11 protein-coding genes are annotated in these 18,025 nt (G+C 56.1%); 8 read left to right on the forward strand and 3 right to left on the reverse strand.

All coding sequences use genetic code 11. The annotated features are described in order from the left end of the window. Window positions 1-260: 260 nt before the first annotated feature. A complete protein-coding gene (locus PSR62_RS17680; RefSeq protein ID WP_274404324.1) occupies window positions 261-2,786 on the forward strand; it encodes a dockerin type I domain-containing protein in 2,526 nt (841 codons plus the stop codon). 229 nt (window positions 2,787-3,015) lie between these two features. On the opposite strand, the gene PSR62_RS17685 is transcribed toward PSR62_RS17680, so the two are convergent. Beyond that, a complete protein-coding gene (locus tag PSR62_RS17685; RefSeq protein ID WP_274404325.1) occupies window positions 3,016-3,759 on the reverse strand; it encodes a response regulator transcription factor in 744 nt (247 codons plus the stop codon). 250 nt (window positions 3,760-4,009) lie between these two features. Between PSR62_RS17685 and PSR62_RS17690 the strand changes: the two genes are divergently transcribed. Together PSR62_RS17690 and PSR62_RS17695 are read left to right on the forward strand one after the other, a co-directional pair. Further along, window positions 4,010-5,110, forward strand: coding sequence for a glycoside hydrolase family 5 protein (locus PSR62_RS17690; protein ID WP_274404326.1), 1,101 nt, complete (start codon window positions 4,010-4,012; stop codon window positions 5,108-5,110). 65 nt (window positions 5,111-5,175) lie between these two features. Further along, window positions 5,176-8,697 (forward strand): glycosyltransferase, encoded by a 3,522-nt coding sequence (locus PSR62_RS17695; RefSeq protein WP_274404327.1) that lies wholly within the window; start codon window positions 5,176-5,178, stop codon window positions 8,695-8,697. Between the two features lie 242 nt (window positions 8,698-8,939). Here the strand turns inward: PSR62_RS17695 and PSR62_RS17700 are convergent, their stop codons facing one another. Continuing rightward, window positions 8,940-12,302, reverse strand: a complete 3,363-nt coding sequence (locus PSR62_RS17700; RefSeq protein ID WP_274404328.1) for a tetratricopeptide repeat protein — start codon at window positions 12,300-12,302, stop codon at window positions 8,940-8,942. A 317-nt stretch (window positions 12,303-12,619) separates the two neighbouring features. Here PSR62_RS17700 and PSR62_RS17705 point away from each other — a divergent pair, with 317 nt between their 5' ends. From PSR62_RS17705 to PSR62_RS17720, 4 genes are all read left to right on the forward strand, one after another. Then, the gene (locus tag PSR62_RS17705; RefSeq protein WP_274404329.1) at window positions 12,620-14,092 is read left to right on the forward strand and encodes a Gfo/Idh/MocA family protein; all 1,473 of its coding nucleotides are present in this window, start codon (window positions 12,620-12,622) and stop codon (window positions 14,090-14,092) included. Between the two features lie 653 nt (window positions 14,093-14,745). After that, window positions 14,746-15,315 carry a class I SAM-dependent methyltransferase gene (locus tag PSR62_RS17710; RefSeq protein ID WP_274404330.1) on the forward strand — a complete coding sequence of 190 codons (570 nt, stop codon included), beginning with the start codon at window positions 14,746-14,748 and terminating at the stop codon, window positions 15,313-15,315. A 393-nt stretch (window positions 15,316-15,708) separates the two neighbouring features. Continuing rightward, entirely contained in the window at window positions 15,709-15,930 is a 222-nt protein-coding gene (locus tag PSR62_RS17715; RefSeq protein ID WP_274404331.1) for a hypothetical protein, read from the forward strand. Window positions 15,931-16,028: 98 nt separating this feature from the next. Then, complete coding sequence (locus tag PSR62_RS17720) at window positions 16,029-16,502, forward strand: hypothetical protein (protein ID WP_274404332.1); 474 nt, start codon at window positions 16,029-16,031, stop codon at window positions 16,500-16,502. A gap of 154 nt (window positions 16,503-16,656) precedes the next feature. Here PSR62_RS17720 and PSR62_RS17725 read toward each other — a convergent pair whose 3' ends face one another. Continuing rightward, window positions 16,657-17,052, reverse strand: coding sequence for a hypothetical protein (locus tag PSR62_RS17725; protein WP_274404333.1), 396 nt, complete (start codon window positions 17,050-17,052; stop codon window positions 16,657-16,659). 382 nt (window positions 17,053-17,434) lie between these two features. On the opposite strand from PSR62_RS17725, the gene PSR62_RS17730 reads away from it, so the two are divergent. Next, window positions 17,435-17,857, forward strand: a complete 423-nt coding sequence (locus tag PSR62_RS17730; protein WP_274404334.1) for a hypothetical protein — start codon at window positions 17,435-17,437, stop codon at window positions 17,855-17,857. The last annotated feature ends 168 nt before the right edge of the window (window positions 17,858-18,025 follow it).

An 18,025-nucleotide genomic window follows, 5' to 3' on the forward strand; every position in this document is an offset into this window, starting at 1 on the left:
TTCGTGAGCGTGACGTAGAGTTCGAATGGACGGTTCCCCCCGTTTCACTCGAACCTTGCGTCACGCTCGCTTTTTTGGGTGCTGGGGTGCGATCCAGCTCATCGAAAAGGGCAATTCCAGCCCATCCAATCGGCCAAGAACCGCTGGATTCGTTGAGTTTTAGGATCCATTGGGGAACCAAACGGACGTTCGTCGGCTCCAAGGACTGAGGAAACGGCGGCCAAACACCCTTTTCAACGCTTTCCCTGCAATCGGCCGACATGCGAAAACGGGCTTCCAGCAAGAAATCCAGTCAACAAAATGCCGCCGTTCGTCGCCTCGCGACCCGGCGACCGCTGACGCTCCAGGCATTGGAAACGCGACGAGTGATGACGGCAGGCATCCCCGTTGGTGCCACCACCAGCGACACCGCCGAGTTCTTTCTCGGTCGCGTTGCGGTCACGCCCATCTTTCTTGACTCCACCGGCCAAACCGACACCAAGACCCAAAACTGGACCGCTGGCGAAATTGACGCGGTCATGTCCGAGATCACCACCGGACTGAACTGGTGGACAGAAGCCCTCGACCGACTCGACACGGTTCACTCCTTGGAATTCGTGATCGACGACACCTACGCTGAAAACCCGTTGCAAATCCCGATCGAACCGATCGATCGAACCAGCAACAGTTACAGCACCTACGTCGGACAATTCCTGGATGATGCCGGAATCGATGCTTCCCTGTCCCTGGACGAAGGCATGTTCGCGTTCAATGCCTCGCAACGGGAAACCTTCGACACCGACTGGTCATTCTCGCTGTTCATCAGCGATGCCTCCGATGACGCCGATGGCTTTTTCGCCGCGGGCGGTTCCTTCTCTGGCGCATTCGCCTTTCCGGGCGGGTTGTACGTGATCGCCCCCTCCACTCGCCCAGCTCAAACCTTCGCCCATGAGATCTCCCACATCTTCTGGGGGTTGGACGAATACAACGGCGGTGGGTCGTACGACCAAAGCCGCGGCTACTACAACACTCCCAACGACAACGCCGCCGACAACCCGGCCCCCGGATTCACCCAGCAACCCAGCATCATGGCGGGTGGCAACAACTTGGTGAACGGATACCAAGGCTTCGTGTCGCCTGAATCCACCTTCGCCATGATCGGCTGGCAAGACTCCGACGGCGATGGCATCTTCGACATGCTCGACGTGCCACTGAACTTCGATGGCACCGGTCACTACGATTCCCAAACCAACGAATTTCATTTTCGTGGGGAAGCCTCGTCAGCGACACTGATCAACCAAAATCCATCGGGACCACAAAGCGACATCACGCTGAATGTCGTGTCCGAATTGCAAGTCTCCATTGATGGTGGCGAATGGACGACCCTGCAGTCCCCCGACAGTCCCACAGCGACGTTCGACTTTTCGATGGATGTCCCGCCGACCATGACCACGGTCTCCCTGCGAGTCATCGACGCGGCAACAGGAGTCACCAGCCAAACGTTGACGGGTTCACGCACCACACCGCTGGTCTCCGAGTCCCCCGTCGCGGGCTTCGTCTACTTCGATGAAAACGGCGACTCCGACCGCAGCGAATTTGAATCGCTTCTTGCGGGAATCCAGTTGGATGTGCTCGCCGCCAACGGAACCGAACTCCCCAGCGGTCGTTTCGACGTTGAAAACGCCAGCCTGGACACCGACCTCCTACCCGCCGGCGGAATGACGTTCGCTGCCATTGGCGACAATGTTCGCACCGAGGTCCAAGTCCAACAGGACACCCGGTTCCTCGCCCAACCCTTGATCCACGTGATGGACCAAAGCTTCAACCGCTGGTGGCCCGGACTGGATTCGCGCCTGGGAATGGAAGTGACATTCGATCAACCGGTCGGCCACGTTGACGTCGATCTCGTCGGCCTGCAAGACGACAGCTACGGACGCGTCGAGGCCTATGACGCGGCTGGAAATTTGATCATGCGAGTCACCACGGACATTCGCAACACGGCCAACGGAAGTCTCAGCGAAGGGCAAAGCTCAACGTTAACGCTGGTCGATCCCGAGTCCCGCATCGCCCGCGTTGAAATTGCCGGACATGCCTCCACACAAATCGGAGTCACCGGGGTTCGGCACGGTGTTGAACCACAAATCGTGACGGATGCGTCCGGTGCCTTCACCCAAACCAACTTGGCCGACGGACAATATCAACTGCGTTGGCAGCCCACTCAGGTCATTCATGCCATCGCCGATGCGACCATCACCGTGGTGGGTGGCGAAATCACTTCCGGCGTCACCACGGCAGGAGGCTTGGTCTCCGTCGCGGCGACCCGAGTCGACAGCCCTCGCTACAACACCGACCTCGGCGAAGACGTCAACGGCGACGGGGTCGTCACCGCCTTGGATGCACTGCAAGTCATCAACGACTTGAATGCCAACGGCGACCGCACCCTGACCTTCGCCGAAACCACCGGCTCCAAAATCGACGTCACCAACGATGGCAATGTCTCCGCATTGGATGCGTTGCGAGTCATCAACAAGCTCAACGAACTCGACAGCGAATCAGAACCCGCCGGCGAATTTGTTGCGAATGCTCAATCTGGCAGTGCATCCGGCAGCAACTCAGCGGAATCGAATTCATCCGATTCGAATGGTCTCGCTGCCTTCTCTCATGCGACGAACAATTCCCTCGCATCACTTGACGTGCCCCAGCCAACGTTCGACCACCAAGGTTCCAACGACGCCATCTTCCGTGATGACAAAACGCTCGGTGAGATCCTCGGTCTGGAATCGAAATTCATCGCTTCGGACGCCTGATCGCTCTCGCATCGGCACGCATTCTTGTTGGCTCTTCCTGATTGCTCGTGGGGGATCCAAATTCTTGGCGTCCCCCGTTCCCCTGAGTCCCCATCCTGGAACGACACAGAGCAGCGAGATGCCTGTGTCGCTCCAGCGGAACAAGGGACCGTCGCGATCCAAAGTGGTGTTCGGACCGCGACGTTTCAGATCGGTTGCGTGTGGACGTCGCCACTGACACCGTGGCTCATCACCGGACAGGCGTGAGCAGACTCTTCACCTGGCTCTTGGGATGGAGCACTCGCTCGGAGCGATCGCTTCGGAACGTGAATTCCAAGGGCGAATCCACCGAGGCAAGCGATGGATCCAACTCCGCCAGCAAGCCGGCCTTTTGAAATCGCTTGAGCAATTGCAGCGGATTGCAACAACTGAATTTCTCCAGAACGCTGCTTTGGCATCGGGCCGCTTCTGTGAAAGTCAGCTCGCGTTGTGCCGCAATGGCTTTGATGGACAGGCCGTCACAAACCGAGGGAAGCACAAGGCGTTCTTGTTCGGTCAACGTCGCCAGTTCCTCTTTCAGTTGCAGAGCCAATTTCATCCGCATTTCGCGATCTTCACCAATGGAAAGAGCCGTCTTCACCAGCGAAACGAATCTCTCGGGATCCACTGGTTTTTCAAGCAAATCCAAAGCGCCCAGACGCATCGCTGCCGTGGCGATCGGTACCGTCGCGACTCCCGAGACCAAGATGATTGGAATGTCCAAGCAACGTTCCAGCAATTCTCGCTGAAGCGAAGGGCCATCCAGCCCCGGCATCCGAACATCCACAACCAAACACGCGATCTGGCTGCTGCCGAGTTCCGCCAAAAAGGCATCCGAATCAGCGTACTCTTTCACTGCGATACCGACTGACGCCAGAATTCGCCGAATTGCAATGCGATCGACCTCGTTATCGTCGACCAGGTGTATCGTCGGCGATTTGGGTTCATCACTCATGTCTAAATCCTTTTCGAATAACCAACGAACTTTGCATGCCCGCAAAGCCAAACATCGCCCCGATCAAAAATACGACATGGAAACCTGCGGGGCGACGCAATGTCGACGTAATGAACACAGGAACACTCCCCCCCTGTTGGTTATAACGATCGAATGGCGCATCCGCGCTTCAAACGTAACCTATTGTTCTGAAAGGGCAGACGCATAGACACATCCAACACAGACCAAGACTTCTTTGGGGCAAAAGACAATGAGACCGATCTACTGGGGGCCGTTCCTATTCGTCATCGTGATCAGTTTGCTGCGTGTGCACGAATCATCACAGGCGGACCACGTTCTCAAAGAAGACTTTCCAGCTTCGATCGGAGTCTCAATTGCTGGACCTGAATTTGGAACTCACCGTTCCGATTTTTCAAACCTGAATCCAGGCGTCTTTGATGTCGACTACACCTATCCAGGGGCGTCAACGATTCAGCCATTGTCACGGCGTGGGATCCGTTTGATGCGATTGCCGGTTCGATGGGAGCGTCTGCAGCCGGCTCTCGGGGAAGAACTCGACCCACAAGAGCTTGACCGCTTGGTTCGAACCATCGCTCAGGTCCGAGCATCCGAAGCTCGCGTGATCATCGATCTGCACAACTACGGCCGGTACCGCACACTCACCGCCCGGGGGACACGTGATTGCATCATCGATCAAAAGATCGACGGGCAAACCCCGGTCTCAAGTGAACACTTGGCTGATCTTTGGACCCGGTTGGCAATCCATTTCCACGACAATGCGACCGTGATTGCCTATGGGTTGATGAACGAACCCCATGACATGGGAAGCTCCCGATGGAACGAAATTTCTCAGCGTTCGGTCGATGCGATTCGAGCAGTCGACCAACAAACATGGCTCTTGGTTGCCGGTGATGCCTGGTCCTCCACGGAAAAATTCTCCCGCGTCAACGGGCCGGACGCTTGGATCAACGATGCGACGGGACGCGTGCTCTACGAAGGGCATTGCTACTTGGACCACGATTCCAGCGGTCAATACAAAATGTCCTTTGCTGAAGAAGCACTGAACGACCCCCGGATCGGGCAACGTCCTGCCAAACGATTGCAACCGTTCGTGGATTGGTGCCAACGCAACCAGGTCCGAGGATTTGTGGGTGAATTTGGTGTTCCCGTTGACGACGCCGATTGGAACAAACTGTTGTCGAAAATGCTGGTTCAGATGGAAGCCGCGGATCTTGGCGGGTGCGTTTGGGCAGCCGGGCCGTGGTGGGCGGACTACCCGCTCTCAGTGGAGGTGGGCCACTCCCATGGAATGGATCCCTTGTCTTTGCAGAAAATAATTGACCGGAATTGAAGCCCGGCAGCCAAGTCGGACCTAGGCTTTCGGACTTGCCCCCATTCTCGTCTGACAAGCCACCCATGTTTGGAAGCTCCAATCGTTTAATCCGTCGCACGTCCATCATTGCCGCCATGTTGGTGTCCGTGGTCTACCTCGGATTTCGCGGCGCGTTCACGCTGAACTTTGACAGTGTGTACGCAACCTGTGCCTCGCTCTCGCTGTATGTCGCCGAACTCTACGGCTGCTTGCTGATGCACCTCTACTTTTTCCAAATTTGGGAAATTGTGGAACCCGAACCGGTCGCTCCGCTCAAAAACCGAACCGTCGACGTCTACATTCCGACCTACAACGAAGATCCCAGTCTTCTGCGCGGCACCATTTCCGCTGCGCTCGCGTTGCACTACGAACACGAAACCTACGTGTTGGATGATGGCAACCGTCCCGCCGTGGCGGAGTTATGCGATGAACTGGGCGCGACCTACATCAACCGCGACACCAATTTGCATGCCAAGGCAGGCAATTTGAATCACGCGATGGGAATCACCTCGGGTGAATTCGTGGTCATCTTCGATGCCGATCACATCTCTCGCCAGGACTTCATCACCCGACTGCTGGGTTACTTCGAAGACGACCGTTTGGGATTCGTCCAGACGCCTCACTCGTTTTACAACTTCGACAATTTCCACGGGACATTGGACTACGGACGCCAAACCTACTGGGAAGAAGGCGAGATCTTTTACAATGTGATCCAGCCTGGCAAAAACTACTGGAACGGTGTCTCGTTCTGCGGCAGTGCCGCGATGTTCCGACGATCCGCCTTGGAAGATGTCGGTTGCGTGGCGACCGAAACGATCACCGAAGACATGCACACCGGTCTTCGGCTGCATGCCAAGGGCTGGAACTCGCTCTTCGTGAATGAACGGTTGGTCAGCGGCCAAGCTGCCACCGATGTCACGACATTCAACACACAGCGTCTGCGTTGGGGTGAAGGAAATCTCGGGATCTTTGCCCATGACAATCCCTTCACCATGCCAGGACTGACCTTGGCTCAGCGTCTGTGCTACTTGGGCTCGATGCTCAGCTGGACGACCGGAATTCAGAAGCTGCAATTGTATCTGGCGCCAATGTTGATGCTGTTGACCGGCGTCGCACCGGTTGCGGAACTGTCTTGGACGCTGGGGATCATCACGTTGATCTACATGCTCACGATCTGGACAGCCGTGACGGTGACGAGCAATGGACACGGCAATTTGATTGGCACCGAATTGACACACATGGCATCGTTCTGGACTCAAATCCAATCCTGCTATCGCGCCGTCTTCAAACGCAAAAAAACCACCTTCGTCGTGACGTCCAAACGAGGCCGGCAAACCAACAGCATTCGCCGCTTCATCATGCCTCAATGCCTGTACATCGTCGGCAGTGCCCTGGCCATCGCGTGGGCATCGACCAAATACTCGATCGGGCTGACCCATGACTTGACTGGAGTCCTGGTTGGTTCCCTGCTGTTGTTGAGCCAGTGTTGGTTTGCTTGGCAAGTGATCCAGCGTTCGCTTCGCGCCTCCGACGAAACCGAGGAAGGATGGCGTCACCCTTGTGCTCTGCACCTGACGTATCAACTCGGCGAGGAAGATGACCGTCGCATTGGAACGGGTGTGACGTGTGATCTCAACGAAGCGGGGGTGGGATTCCATGCCTTCGAAGATCTACCAATCGACCAAGACGTGACGTTGACGATTTCGGCGATGGGACTGACCGCGACTTGTCGAGCGAGATTGTGTCAAAAATCACCGGGTTTGCAGTCGCAGTCCACGCGAGACGGCAACGCGACCAGCTATCGCTACGGGTGCGAATTCGTGGATCCGTCGACCGAAGCACTGGGCGTGATCTGGCGACTGTGTTCGGACTATGCCACGACGCGGATGTACGATCAATTCGAATCGCGGAAAAAGCATCGCGACGACTCAATCGAGGTCCAGTTGGCTGCCAGTGAAATGGATGATGAACGCATCAATTTGCCCATCATACTGTCAGACGGATCGACCAAGTATGAACCCACCGTCACGGAAGGGATCACAGCCCACGGGTGCATGGTCCTTGCCACCAATTGCCCGGATGTCGGTACCGAAACTCGTTTTGTTCTGACCACCCCACTGGGACGAATCGCGGGAACGACGGTCGTCACCGCGATTCATCAGGTGAACCTGGGATGCGTGCCGCTGCAGCTAGCGGAGTTGGACTTTGTGGGATTCACCGGGGAAGGCCGAAGCCTGCTGCTTTCTCTGTGCAACGCCAGTGATCAGAATCGTGTCAGCGCCGTGGTGAAACTTCAGCCACCCGAGCGTCAGTTGCCTCGCGCTCGTCCAGCCATCTTGACTGGAACGCTCTCCATCGCCGCGTCTTTGATCGCAATCTTCGGGACCTTGCTTTGGAACCAGGATGATATCCTGTTGAACTTCAATCAACAGGCAACTGTCGTCCCTCAAGAAACTCGCATCAAACTCGCCTCGTTGTTGGCCAAGACCGTTGAGGACCCAGATGCAGATGAACAACGGATCGTTCGATTGAGAGAGATCTTCCAGAACTTAGGGGATCACCAAAGCATCGCGAAACTGGATCGATTGATCATGGATCGAGATGTGACCACCTTCACCGCGAAATTCTGTCGAGCACAGACCTTCGACGGCGCCGAAATGTATGATCGCGCCCTGCCGATCTACGCTGACCTGCTGGAGCATGTCGATGAAGCCAGCGATGATCAAGAACGCAACGAATTGCTTATCTCAGCTGGACGAAACCATGCCAACCGAGGCGACATCACTCGAGCGGTGGCCTTGTTCGCTCGTGTGGACCCGCTGCTTGTCAAAGACGACCCCGCATTGCGTCGTGAATACGCAGGCCTGTTGGCCGAAGTTGGCCGAGTCGAAGAAGCCATCTCATTCTTGACTGAAGAGGATGATTCCGAACCCAGCTATGAAGACCGCCTGCACCGAGCGCACCTTTACGCGTCTGCTCGGCATTTTGATCAAGTGATTGAGCATTGTCATGCTCTGCTCGCGATTGATTCGAAGGACCCCGCTGTTCTGCAACTGCTTGCCAACGCCGCACTGGGTCAAGACGACTTTGAATTGGCGATGACGACCATGGATCGCTTGGTGCAGCTCCGTCCCGATGACGCAGACGCCCGCCGTCTGCATGCCCTGACCTGTCTGTGGAATCACGATGGGGAGCGTGCGATGAGATTGATCGAACCGATTTTGGTAGCAAATCCAGACGATGCGGAATTGCAACGATCGTTTGTCGAGGCCAGTCTGCTGGTGGACCAACTGTCACCCTCTCAGTCATCCCAACTGCAACGGGTTGCTTTGGCAATCTCAGACGGACCCGATGCAGGCGTCGCAGGACAAACGATGGTCGCGGCGATGGCACGGCACAATCAAACGGAGTCCTTGATTCCTTTCTTAACTCAAATGGTTGAAGAACGGCCCAATGAGGTCAAACTGCGTTTGCAATTGGTGGACCTGTTGGAATCGGCAGGCGATTTCCGCTCCGCCGAAAAGCATTTGAATTGGTTGCTGACCGCGACCACCGCCTCGTTGTAACCGAGCCAATGATGGCCAGCCCTTGCCAAACGATCGCCTGAACATCACGTGACATAGCGACAGGCCCCAACCTTCCCAGTTCGACACCGCGCGGCTTCCGCCATGCCGAAACGTTCGTCACTTGTTCGCTGCGACGAGGCGCGGCGGGCAACTCATTCAACAGAAATGCGGGGTGGCCGGAAGTGACATGCTAGCCCGTGACCCCCACGCACGGTTCATCAACAGACGGTGAGCAACGACAATCAAGGGAACCGGATCGTGAACAAGCCGCCCACGCCCACACTGTTGTAGACCTCCGAGAGGATGACCGAGGTTTTCACCTCTGCACTCAACCATCCCTGGTGATCGCGATGCGCGGCTGCTTCGAACAGCCCGTAGCCAACGCTGTCCGAGTCGATCCGCACGCCACCGTAGGCCGACACCCAATGGGAATCGGCACCATGAAAGTTGTGAGGACTCAGCCACTTGCGGACTTCCATGCCACTGGACGCAAACGTGAAGGCAGACGGACTGAAATACGGATGAAGAATCCCAGTCAAATCATTTGGGTCAGCGTTGAAGCGAGTTGATTCGTTGAAGGCGATCAAATTCCAATCCGTCTTCCATCGCAATTGTGTGCGTCCTGGAATCAGCAAGTAGTTGTTCTGAACCAACACTTCCTGTGAGAAGTTGTCATCGGAATAGCCCGCCAAACGGTACATCGCGGCCGCATCCCAACGCCAAGAAAAGTTCGTTGCTGCGCTGAGTTCCAACCCACCACGGAAGGTGTCTTGGCGGATCGATTCACCGTTGGCAGCGATATTTTCAAGGAATCCAACCAGACCGAGATGGACGTCCGCCGGCGTTCGCCAGTTCAATCCCGCACGAAACGGGACTCGTGTTGAGAAACCTTGATCGTATTGTTCCAACTCCGCCAAAGCGAACAAACGCAGGTGATCCCATGGTTTGGTTTGGAAACCAAGAATCGCCACGTTCCCATCCGCGTCTTCGCCTTGCTTGGGCCGCAAAAAGCGATGGGCATAGCCTGCAACGAGGTATTCGTCCTGATCTCCAATCGGTTTGACGACCCGAGTGTCCAATCTCAACGAAGTCAAATCGGTCAATCCTTGCCGGCCCGATCGAAATTCAAACTGAAAGGAGTTCAAAATCTGGGGACGAGATTCCAGTTGCATTCGCCGTTTGGCAATCAAAGCCTCGGTGTGGCACGGATCCTGACTGAGCAAGCAGTCGTACCGTGCGATGGCTTTTTGAGTTTGGTTCAACCCGGAATGGACTTGGCCCAGATCGAACTGGGCTTCCTGGTTGGTGGGGTCCAGCTGAAGCAACGATTGATAGTTGGCCAGCGCCGTTCGAGGCTTCCAGTCCTTGTAGTACTTGGCCTTTCGCTCCGCTTCGATGAGTTGCAAGCGGTGGCTTGCCTGTTCGTATTCGACCTGCAACGTATTCAGGTCGCTGTGCATCAAGCTCGCACCAGGCAAAAACTCCTGCGGACGATGGCGTGCCTTGGCTTCCGCATACGCGTGGTTCGCCGCATCCACGCCCTTCCAAGCGTAATGCATGCGAGCATTTTCGATCCGTGCCGTCTCGTGCTGTGGGAACGCCGTCAGAATCATGTCGAACGACTTGTTCGCCAAGCGGAAGTCATTCGTGCGGGTGTAGGAACGAGCCAACCCCAAGCGGGCGCGGGTGTTCATGGGCGATGCCGCCAGCGCCGAAACGAAACTCGACCGATCGTCACAATCGCCGGAGCATCGATTGCACATCGATCGGGATTCCCCCAGCAAGATCATCAAGTAGACATTGCTCGGGTCGAACATCAACGCTTGCTGCAACAATCTCTCCGCCAACTTGCACTCACAATCGGCCATGGCCAATTGAGCGATCGTCACCCGATCTTTCGTCATCGGGGCAAACGAATTCCGCTCGTCCGACAACACTTGCTCGGCCTCCGCCTCGCGGTCCAGTGCGATCAAACAGCGATACAGCCCGTAGCGAAGCTTGGCCGAATCTCCTCCCTGCATTCGCCGTGTTTCTTGGAGCGTGTCCTCGGCTTCCGCAAAGCGTCCCTGCTTGAGCTGAGACAGTCCGAGCGTGGTCCGAAGCTGAATCTTGGTGGCGGCATCAAGTGCAGTCCCTTGGGCACCCGCCAAGGCAGCCACGCAGACAGATTCGGCGGAGGCATAATCCCGTCCACGCAGCAAGATGTCCGCAATCGCCGCTTCATGGTTCAGCGATGTCGTATGCGATGACTGACGCAGCGTTTGGATCGCCTCACCGAGTCGGTTTTGTTGCAGCAACGACTCGGCCAGCATTTGGACCGAGTGCGACTGCTTTGTTCCCAGATTGCGGAACACGGTTTCGGCAGCCCGATCGTCTCCAATCGCATGGTAGAGCGTTCCCAAACCAATTTGTGCTAACTCATCGTCTTCGTTCTCGACCAAAAGGGAGCGATAGATTGCAAACGCTTTGGCATGTTCGCCCACCGCGGTTTGATAGTTGGCCGTTTCGAGCCTCACCAACCGATGGTCGGGTGTTCCCGCGTTGGTCTCTGCAATGGAATCCAACACCGCTTTTGCACCGTTCATGTCGAACAGACGCACCAAAACACGGACAATTTTGGTTTGAGTGGCGACGTGGTTGGGTCGCAGAACGGACGCGGACTGGTACACCATCAATGCCAACCGGTCGGCACCGTCTCGATACAACGTGTCGGCCAGTTCAATCCGACTGTCAAAGCTGAACTCCGGATTCGATTGCAGCTCCTCCAAATACCGATGGATGACCACGTTCTCACCCATTCGCGAATTCGCGAGCACCAGCATCACGAGGACTTGCGGGTTGCCGGGATCGGATTCGTACAGCCGGAGCAACCCGGCGATGGCATCTCCGGGTTGCTGGATCTCGATCAGCAGTTCGGCGATTGCGAGTTCGTTCGGCAACGGCAATCCAGGCAGATCTCGCAGGTGTCGCTGATAGACCTCCAACGCTTCGACAACGTTGCCTTGCCAGGCCAGCACGCGAGCAAAGGAAATCAGAACGTCCACATTCGCTTCACCGCTTTCGACGATTTTGCGAAGCGAACGTTCCGCATTGAGATGCTTCCCCTGTTGAATCAACAACTCCGCATGCAGGATGAGGAACGGAGTTGAATCGGGAAACTGGTCGACCAGCACCTTCAACGATTGCTCCGCCTTCGTGAGATTGCCCGATTGAATCAGCAACCCGATGTACTCAATCTTCAAATCCGTTTGGCCGGGAAACTCTCGAAAGAGATCTTCAAACCGTTTGAGAGCCAGCGGAATGTCCCCCAGGCTCACGGCATTGCGGACCGCGCGAAGCAGAATGCCCTGACGGATCTCTTGATCCGAATCGGGGGTTGGCAGATCCTCCGGTGGCCGAGACGGGGCGGGAAGTGTCTCCAGTTCAACCGCGTTGTCTTTCGCAACCCTGGCTCTCTCCTTGTGTTGAGCCCATCGAATGGAGATCCCCTCCCGTTCGCGAACGGATTGCGATTGAGAGACCGAAGGCAAACGAAATGGGGTGGAGAATCCATCTTCGCCGATCGTGGGGGCCACCCACGATGCCGTCGACAGAACCACAGCCATGCAGACACCGAACGAGCGCACGCAATGACGCGATCGCAAATGGGGTTCGGCAGCGGTGATCCGACGACGGTGCAAATCAAGTTTCACGACAGAGAGAACGGCCGCGCATCCAACATGGGTGCGGACCAGACATCTTGGTATCGGTTGTTTCGAATGTGCCGATTAGGCAAAACGAACCCACCAACTTCTCCTGTTCGCAAAAAACCGCTGGAAGACCGGGGAGGAGCCCAAAAAATCCCCCAAAATTGCCCCCGCGTTCTCAGGCGGTTAGTCTATGCCCTTCCATTCATCCCCGATTCCACCCTGAAGAGCCCGCCATGAGCGACCGACGCGAATTCCTCAAAACCTCGGCTGCAGCCGCGACTATCTCTGCCGCGACCTTCTCCGCCGCAACCACGACCAGCCAACCGGCCTCGGCGGCCCCCGCCGGCAGCAACGAACGCATGCGAATCGGGTTCATCGGTCCCGGCGGCCGAGGCTTCGGTGCTCACGTCAAATCGCTCTGCAAACATCACCAGGCAGGTCGCAAGATTGACCTCGTCGCTGTCGCCGAAGTGTTCGAAACCCAACGGGACACCGTCGCCGATTACATCGAAAAGGCCACCAAAACCAAACCGGCCAAGTACGTCGACTACCGCGACATGATCGAGAAAGAAAATCTCGACGCCGTCTGCATCGGAACCCCCGATCACTGGCACCACCGCCAAACCGTTGACGCTCTCGAAGCCGGACTGAACGTCTATTGCGAAAAGCCAATGACGAAGACCGTCCAAGAAGCCTTCGACGTTGAAGACAAGTGGCGTGCCAGCGGCAAAGTCATGCAGGTCGGTGTGCAGTCAACCAGCCTCCCCGTTTGGGACGAGGTCAACGCATTGCTTCGCGAAGGCAAACTCGGCAAAGTCCTGGGTTTCCAAACCGAATACTTCCGCAACTCCGATGTCGGACAATGGCGTTATTACAAACTCACGCCTGACATGACTCCCAAAACGATTGACTGGAAACGTTGGCTGGGAACCGAACACGACCTCGCCGAAGACGTGCCATTCGATCGCGAAGTCTACAAGCAATGGCGTCGTTTCTGGCCGTTCGGCAGCGGCATGTTCACGGACCTGTTCGTTCACCGCACCACTTCCATGTTGAAAGCCACCGGCCTTCGCGTGCCAGGTCGTGTCGTCGGTGGTGGTGGCATCTACCTGGAGTACGACGGTCGCGATGTGCCTGACGTTGCCACGGTCGTTGCCGACTTCAATGAAGGCGTCCAAGGCTTGGTCACCGCGACGATGTGCAACGAAGAATCACGTGTCAATCAATTGATTCGTGGCCATTACGGAACGTTCGCATTTGGCAACGGTGAATCGTTTGACGGGTTTGACTTCATCCCGGAACGCGGCCCGGTCACTCACGTGCGACAAGAAGCCGAACGAATCACCACCAATCCAATCGACAACACCACCATGGCTCACTTCGCCAACTGGTTGGATGCCTGTGAAGCCGGTGACCCATCGCTTTGCAACAACCAACCCGACCTCGGTGCGGCTGCCATGTCGGTCGTCAACCTCGGTGCCCAAAGCTACCGCCAAGGCAAAGTCTTCTTTGTCGACGAAGATCACAAGATCTCCGACCAAGATCCGGGTTGGGCAGCCAAGTGGGAAGAACGATCCGCCAATGGCGGCCCCGCTGTCCACATCCCAGGCTGGAACGCAGGCGACTACGGCAGCGAACAACGAGACCCTGACTACATGCAGTACGGCGGCCCCTGGATCAACGGCAAAGACCCGTTCCAAGGCTAGACTGCTTGCCTGCCACGGCAGTCGGCGAGTTTCATTCGTAGCGAAAGTCATCGAGACTTTCGCTACGAATGATGGTGACATTCACACGGATGGAGTCCTTCTCCGCGTCCCAATTTGTCCTGTAAGAGTCACGATGAACGTACGGTTGTTCGCTGTTGCCGCCGCACTTGTTTTGCCAATCTCGCCAACAACTTGACCTCCCGCGCGTGGGCCATTCGCATCGACTGAACGAACAACCTCACTCAGCGGACGCCCCAAAAGGGGACGGGGGTCTTTTCAGCGACAGACCCAGCCGCAAACTCCGTGTCGCCCTGGCGATTCCCTCTCCCCGTAGGCTGGAGCAACCGGGAAGTCGGTTGCCATTCGCTGATTGGCTAACGCGACGGACTTCGATTTGAAAAGCGACACGCTGTTGCCGAAAGTCCGAATTTTCGATCTGCTCGTGGGAATTGCGATCCTGGCTCTGCACTGGTTTGTTGTGCGGCCATTTCATCTCCTCGTCCATCCACCTTACCGAACAACTGAACTCTCAGCGTCCAACCATTGCTAACCCCCAGATTGCTCACTGGTTCGCCGCCAACCATCCTCGGCAACCTGCTTTCCTAGCACAGCAACGGCTATTCACGCCCACCGAATCGATCACCGTTCGCAACATGAATCCAAACATTGATCCTGCCACCGACATCGTTGCCTACAACCGTGCGGCCTGGGACAGTCAGGTGCGAAAAGGAAATCGTTGGACGATTCCTGTCACGCCAGAGGAAATCGAGCGTGCTCGCGTTGGTGATTGGAGCATCGTCCTGACGCCAGAAAAGCCCGTGCCTCGCGAATGGTTTCCCGATTTTACCGGCGGACCTGTTGAAGTGCTCTGCCTGGCCGGAAGCGGAGGACAACAATCTCCCATCCTCGCCGCGGCGGGTGCCAAGGTGACTGTGTTTGACAACTCGCCAGCCCAACTTTCACAGGACCAAATGGTGGCCGAGCGAGAAGGCTTGGATATCAAACTCGTTCAGGGCGACATGGCCGGCCTTTCCGAACTGGCGGATGAATCATTTGACCTGATTGTGCATCCTTGTTCCAACTGTTTCGTGCCCAACGTCCTGCCGGCTTGGATAGAAGCCTCGCGGGTCATCGAAGCCGGCTGCAACGCCTTCGTCATTCCTTCGCGTCACATCATCCAAGCCGGCATCGTCTGGGACAAATTCGCCTGCATGGCTCCCTAGGAGTCCACGTTGATAGCTCGGGGTGCAAGCCCCGAGAACACTCCCCAATCATTCCTTCCAACCTGCTTATACTGGACGACGACTGGTCAACCTTGTCTGTTGCAATATGTGGAGGAGAGCATGAGGCGTAGAAGAGCAACATTCTCGTGGCTACTTGCTTGTTCCTTCGTGTTTTGCATCGGTTTTTCGGGACCGCTCTTGAAGATTGGAAGGGCACTGAATCGTTCTCGCATTGCCGCATCAGCCCCGACCGCAACCGATCAATCACCCTCCATCCGTTGGACCGAAGATCAGATTGTTGGCTGGCATTATTCCCTTGTATCAGAGACACGCATTGCGAACTTTGGTTTTTACGCGGAAGCTGGAACCGCAAGTATTGGCGAACCGCCCGAAATGAACTTGCCTCATCTTGGAATCAAGGCTGGCGACACGCAGATCATGGAAGTGGAGATGTGCGGCGTCTACTGGCGTGTCACTCCAGCGGGTTCGCTTTCGCTTACTGTTCCTGACACCGACTACTCTGCTGATCTGCGACTGGTCTACCTTGACGATCAAGTCGCCTCCGTTTGGAACGTCACACGAAGCGAAGCCGAGGTTTACATTCGATCCCGATAGAACGTCAACAAAAGTGGATAGCAAACAAATCGAACTGCCCGAATTTTTTCGGCCGATCCGATGAAAGTGCGAAACGCTCTTCGAATCTGTGGAATGTCATGAGAACACTGTTGCTGACAATCGCCACGACACTGCCGATGTTCGGTTGTGGTCCGACTCAACGCTCGTTTCCAACGGCCGCGGAAGTGCCAGACGGCTCGCATTTACTGCTTCCTCCAGAGGCTTCCGACATTGTCCTTACCGAACACGGGGGTTTTCATACTGCCGTGTTCACCTGCCCCCAGTCCGCCGTCGAGCGATTCATCACCAATCTGCGTTCCGAACGTCCTTTCCTAAACGGGTCAGATCCTGTTTCGGGAACACCGATCATCAATCCGGACAACGATCCGCTCATCCAGCAACAGACGTTCGATTTACGCCAGCGGGAATTTGCCATTCGCTTCGGGAACGCTCAGGCATTCCATGCGAACTTGTTGTGCTACGGAGTGGCCTTGTCGCGGAGAGGCGGCAACCTGGGAATGTTGTTCGATCCGAACAACTCGCGATGCTACCTCTACACCGCGTACAGATAGTTGTCCGCCTCAGAAAACGGGCACGACTCCGCGTCCGAGCAGCCACAATCGATTTGATGGATTGATGGACCACAGAGCCCATCTTCATCAGAGCCAACAGCAACTCTCTGTACCTACTTCGCGTTGCACCACCGACGCCATGACGCACAGATGGCTAGCAAGAGTCTAGAATTTGGATCTTGCCGTTTGTCGCCGTTGAAACCCGCTGGGACTTGAAACGAACCAGCGTGCCCAGCAAAATTTGAATCGAACCATCATGACGAAATCTTTCACCAGGGATTGGCTGGATTTGTGGCACCGGTTGCACGACGACCCAGCGATTCCTTCCTTCAAAAAACCGGACGACATGGCGGGCGTTCTTGCCGATCTCCGATGCGATCGCGAACGTCTGGCCATGGCTTTTCAGCCACTTCCATGCGGAGAGGAGATCCTCACGCGCCTGCAGTTCTGTATCGGCGCCGAGCCAGATCACGACACCTTCTATCTCGTACCATCGCCCCTGGAATCGACGGATGAAGAACTTCGAAGTCTGGTGCTCGATTCGATTCATCGGGCCAGCCAATGCTGCGGAACGGAGCCAATCATCTCGCAGACGTCTTACGAGGAAGACGAGCGGAGATCACCGGAATCAACAACGAAGCGAATGGTGCCGATCGAATCGTTGACGGATTGCGGAATCAATCCAAGTACGACCAAACAGCTGCAAACAGATCGTTTCTTGCGAGTAGCACGGCAGGGTCAGCAGCCGCCAAGACCCTCGCTGACAGAGTCGTTGATGAAGCTCGCTATCGAATAGCGATTCGTCATCACCATTCTTGTTCCGCCAGACAACATGTCTCGGATTCCCCCAACCTGACATTGCATCTCCCCCCGGAGTTTTGATAACGCGAAAGAAGTCCTTTCCTCATTCATGCAACCAAGACGCGGTTTCGATGAATCAACTGCCCCAAACGACCGCCGTTTTGGTTGTGATGCTTGTGTTTGCGGGCTGCAGATCTGCTCCCAAAGACACATCGGAGATGGACGCGATCCTGAAAACCGTGGTCTACGACACATCGGTTCCAGTCATTCCTGCGTCGTTCCCGGTTGCTTATTCGTCTTCGACACCCGCGACGTCGGAACCGGCTGCGTCAGCCCCCAAACTCAAAGTCACGTTCGCAGAGAGAACCAAAGCAACGGGGAGATTCGTCGGTGATGGCCTGAAAGCAACTGCGGGGTTCATCCTGCTGGGCGGCATCAAAATCGTGGAAGCCTCTCTTGGTTTGGGCGACGATGATTCGACGAGCTATGGAAGTGCGGACAGGAAATTCAACCAATGGCTCGACGATCGGGATCGTTGGCGGAAAAATGATTGATTGTCGTCCCTGAGACGCTCGCCGGCCCGCATCCACGCTTCCGACAAAATGGCACGATTCGAATCGGTGAGTTTTCCTGCGGGCTGTCTTCCGATTAAAAACGCATGGGGCCCACTTGCTGGCAGCTTGTCTGCCTGCCTGTTGGCGTTCGCCCATGTTCCAAATCCA

This window comes from Rhodopirellula sp. P2 (assembly GCF_028768465.1).
GTDB lineage: Bacteria > Planctomycetota > Planctomycetia > Pirellulales > Pirellulaceae > Rhodopirellula.

Coding starts and splice junctions, on each gene's coding strand:
- PSR62_RS17680 (WP_274404324.1), top strand. CDS start 261: ATGCGAAAACGGGCTTCCAGCAAGAAATCCAGTCAACAAAATGCCGCC.
- PSR62_RS17685 (WP_274404325.1), bottom strand. CDS start 3,759: ATGAGTGATGAACCCAAATCGCCGACGATACACCTGGTCGACGATAAC.
- PSR62_RS17690 (WP_274404326.1), top strand. CDS start 4,010: ATGAGACCGATCTACTGGGGGCCGTTCCTATTCGTCATCGTGATCAGT.
- PSR62_RS17695 (WP_274404327.1), top strand. CDS start 5,176: ATGTTTGGAAGCTCCAATCGTTTAATCCGTCGCACGTCCATCATTGCC.
- PSR62_RS17700 (WP_274404328.1), bottom strand. CDS start 12,302: ATGGCTGTGGTTCTGTCGACGGCATCGTGGGTGGCCCCCACGATCGGC.
- PSR62_RS17705 (WP_274404329.1), top strand. CDS start 12,620: ATGAGCGACCGACGCGAATTCCTCAAAACCTCGGCTGCAGCCGCGACT.
- PSR62_RS17710 (WP_274404330.1), top strand. CDS start 14,746: ATGAATCCAAACATTGATCCTGCCACCGACATCGTTGCCTACAACCGT.
- PSR62_RS17715 (WP_274404331.1), top strand. CDS start 15,709: ATGAACTTGCCTCATCTTGGAATCAAGGCTGGCGACACGCAGATCATG.
- PSR62_RS17720 (WP_274404332.1), top strand. CDS start 16,029: ATGAGAACACTGTTGCTGACAATCGCCACGACACTGCCGATGTTCGGT.
- PSR62_RS17725 (WP_274404333.1), bottom strand. CDS start 17,052: ATGAATCGAATCGAGCACCAGACTTCGAAGTTCTTCATCCGTCGATTC.
- PSR62_RS17730 (WP_274404334.1), top strand. CDS start 17,435: ATGAATCAACTGCCCCAAACGACCGCCGTTTTGGTTGTGATGCTTGTG.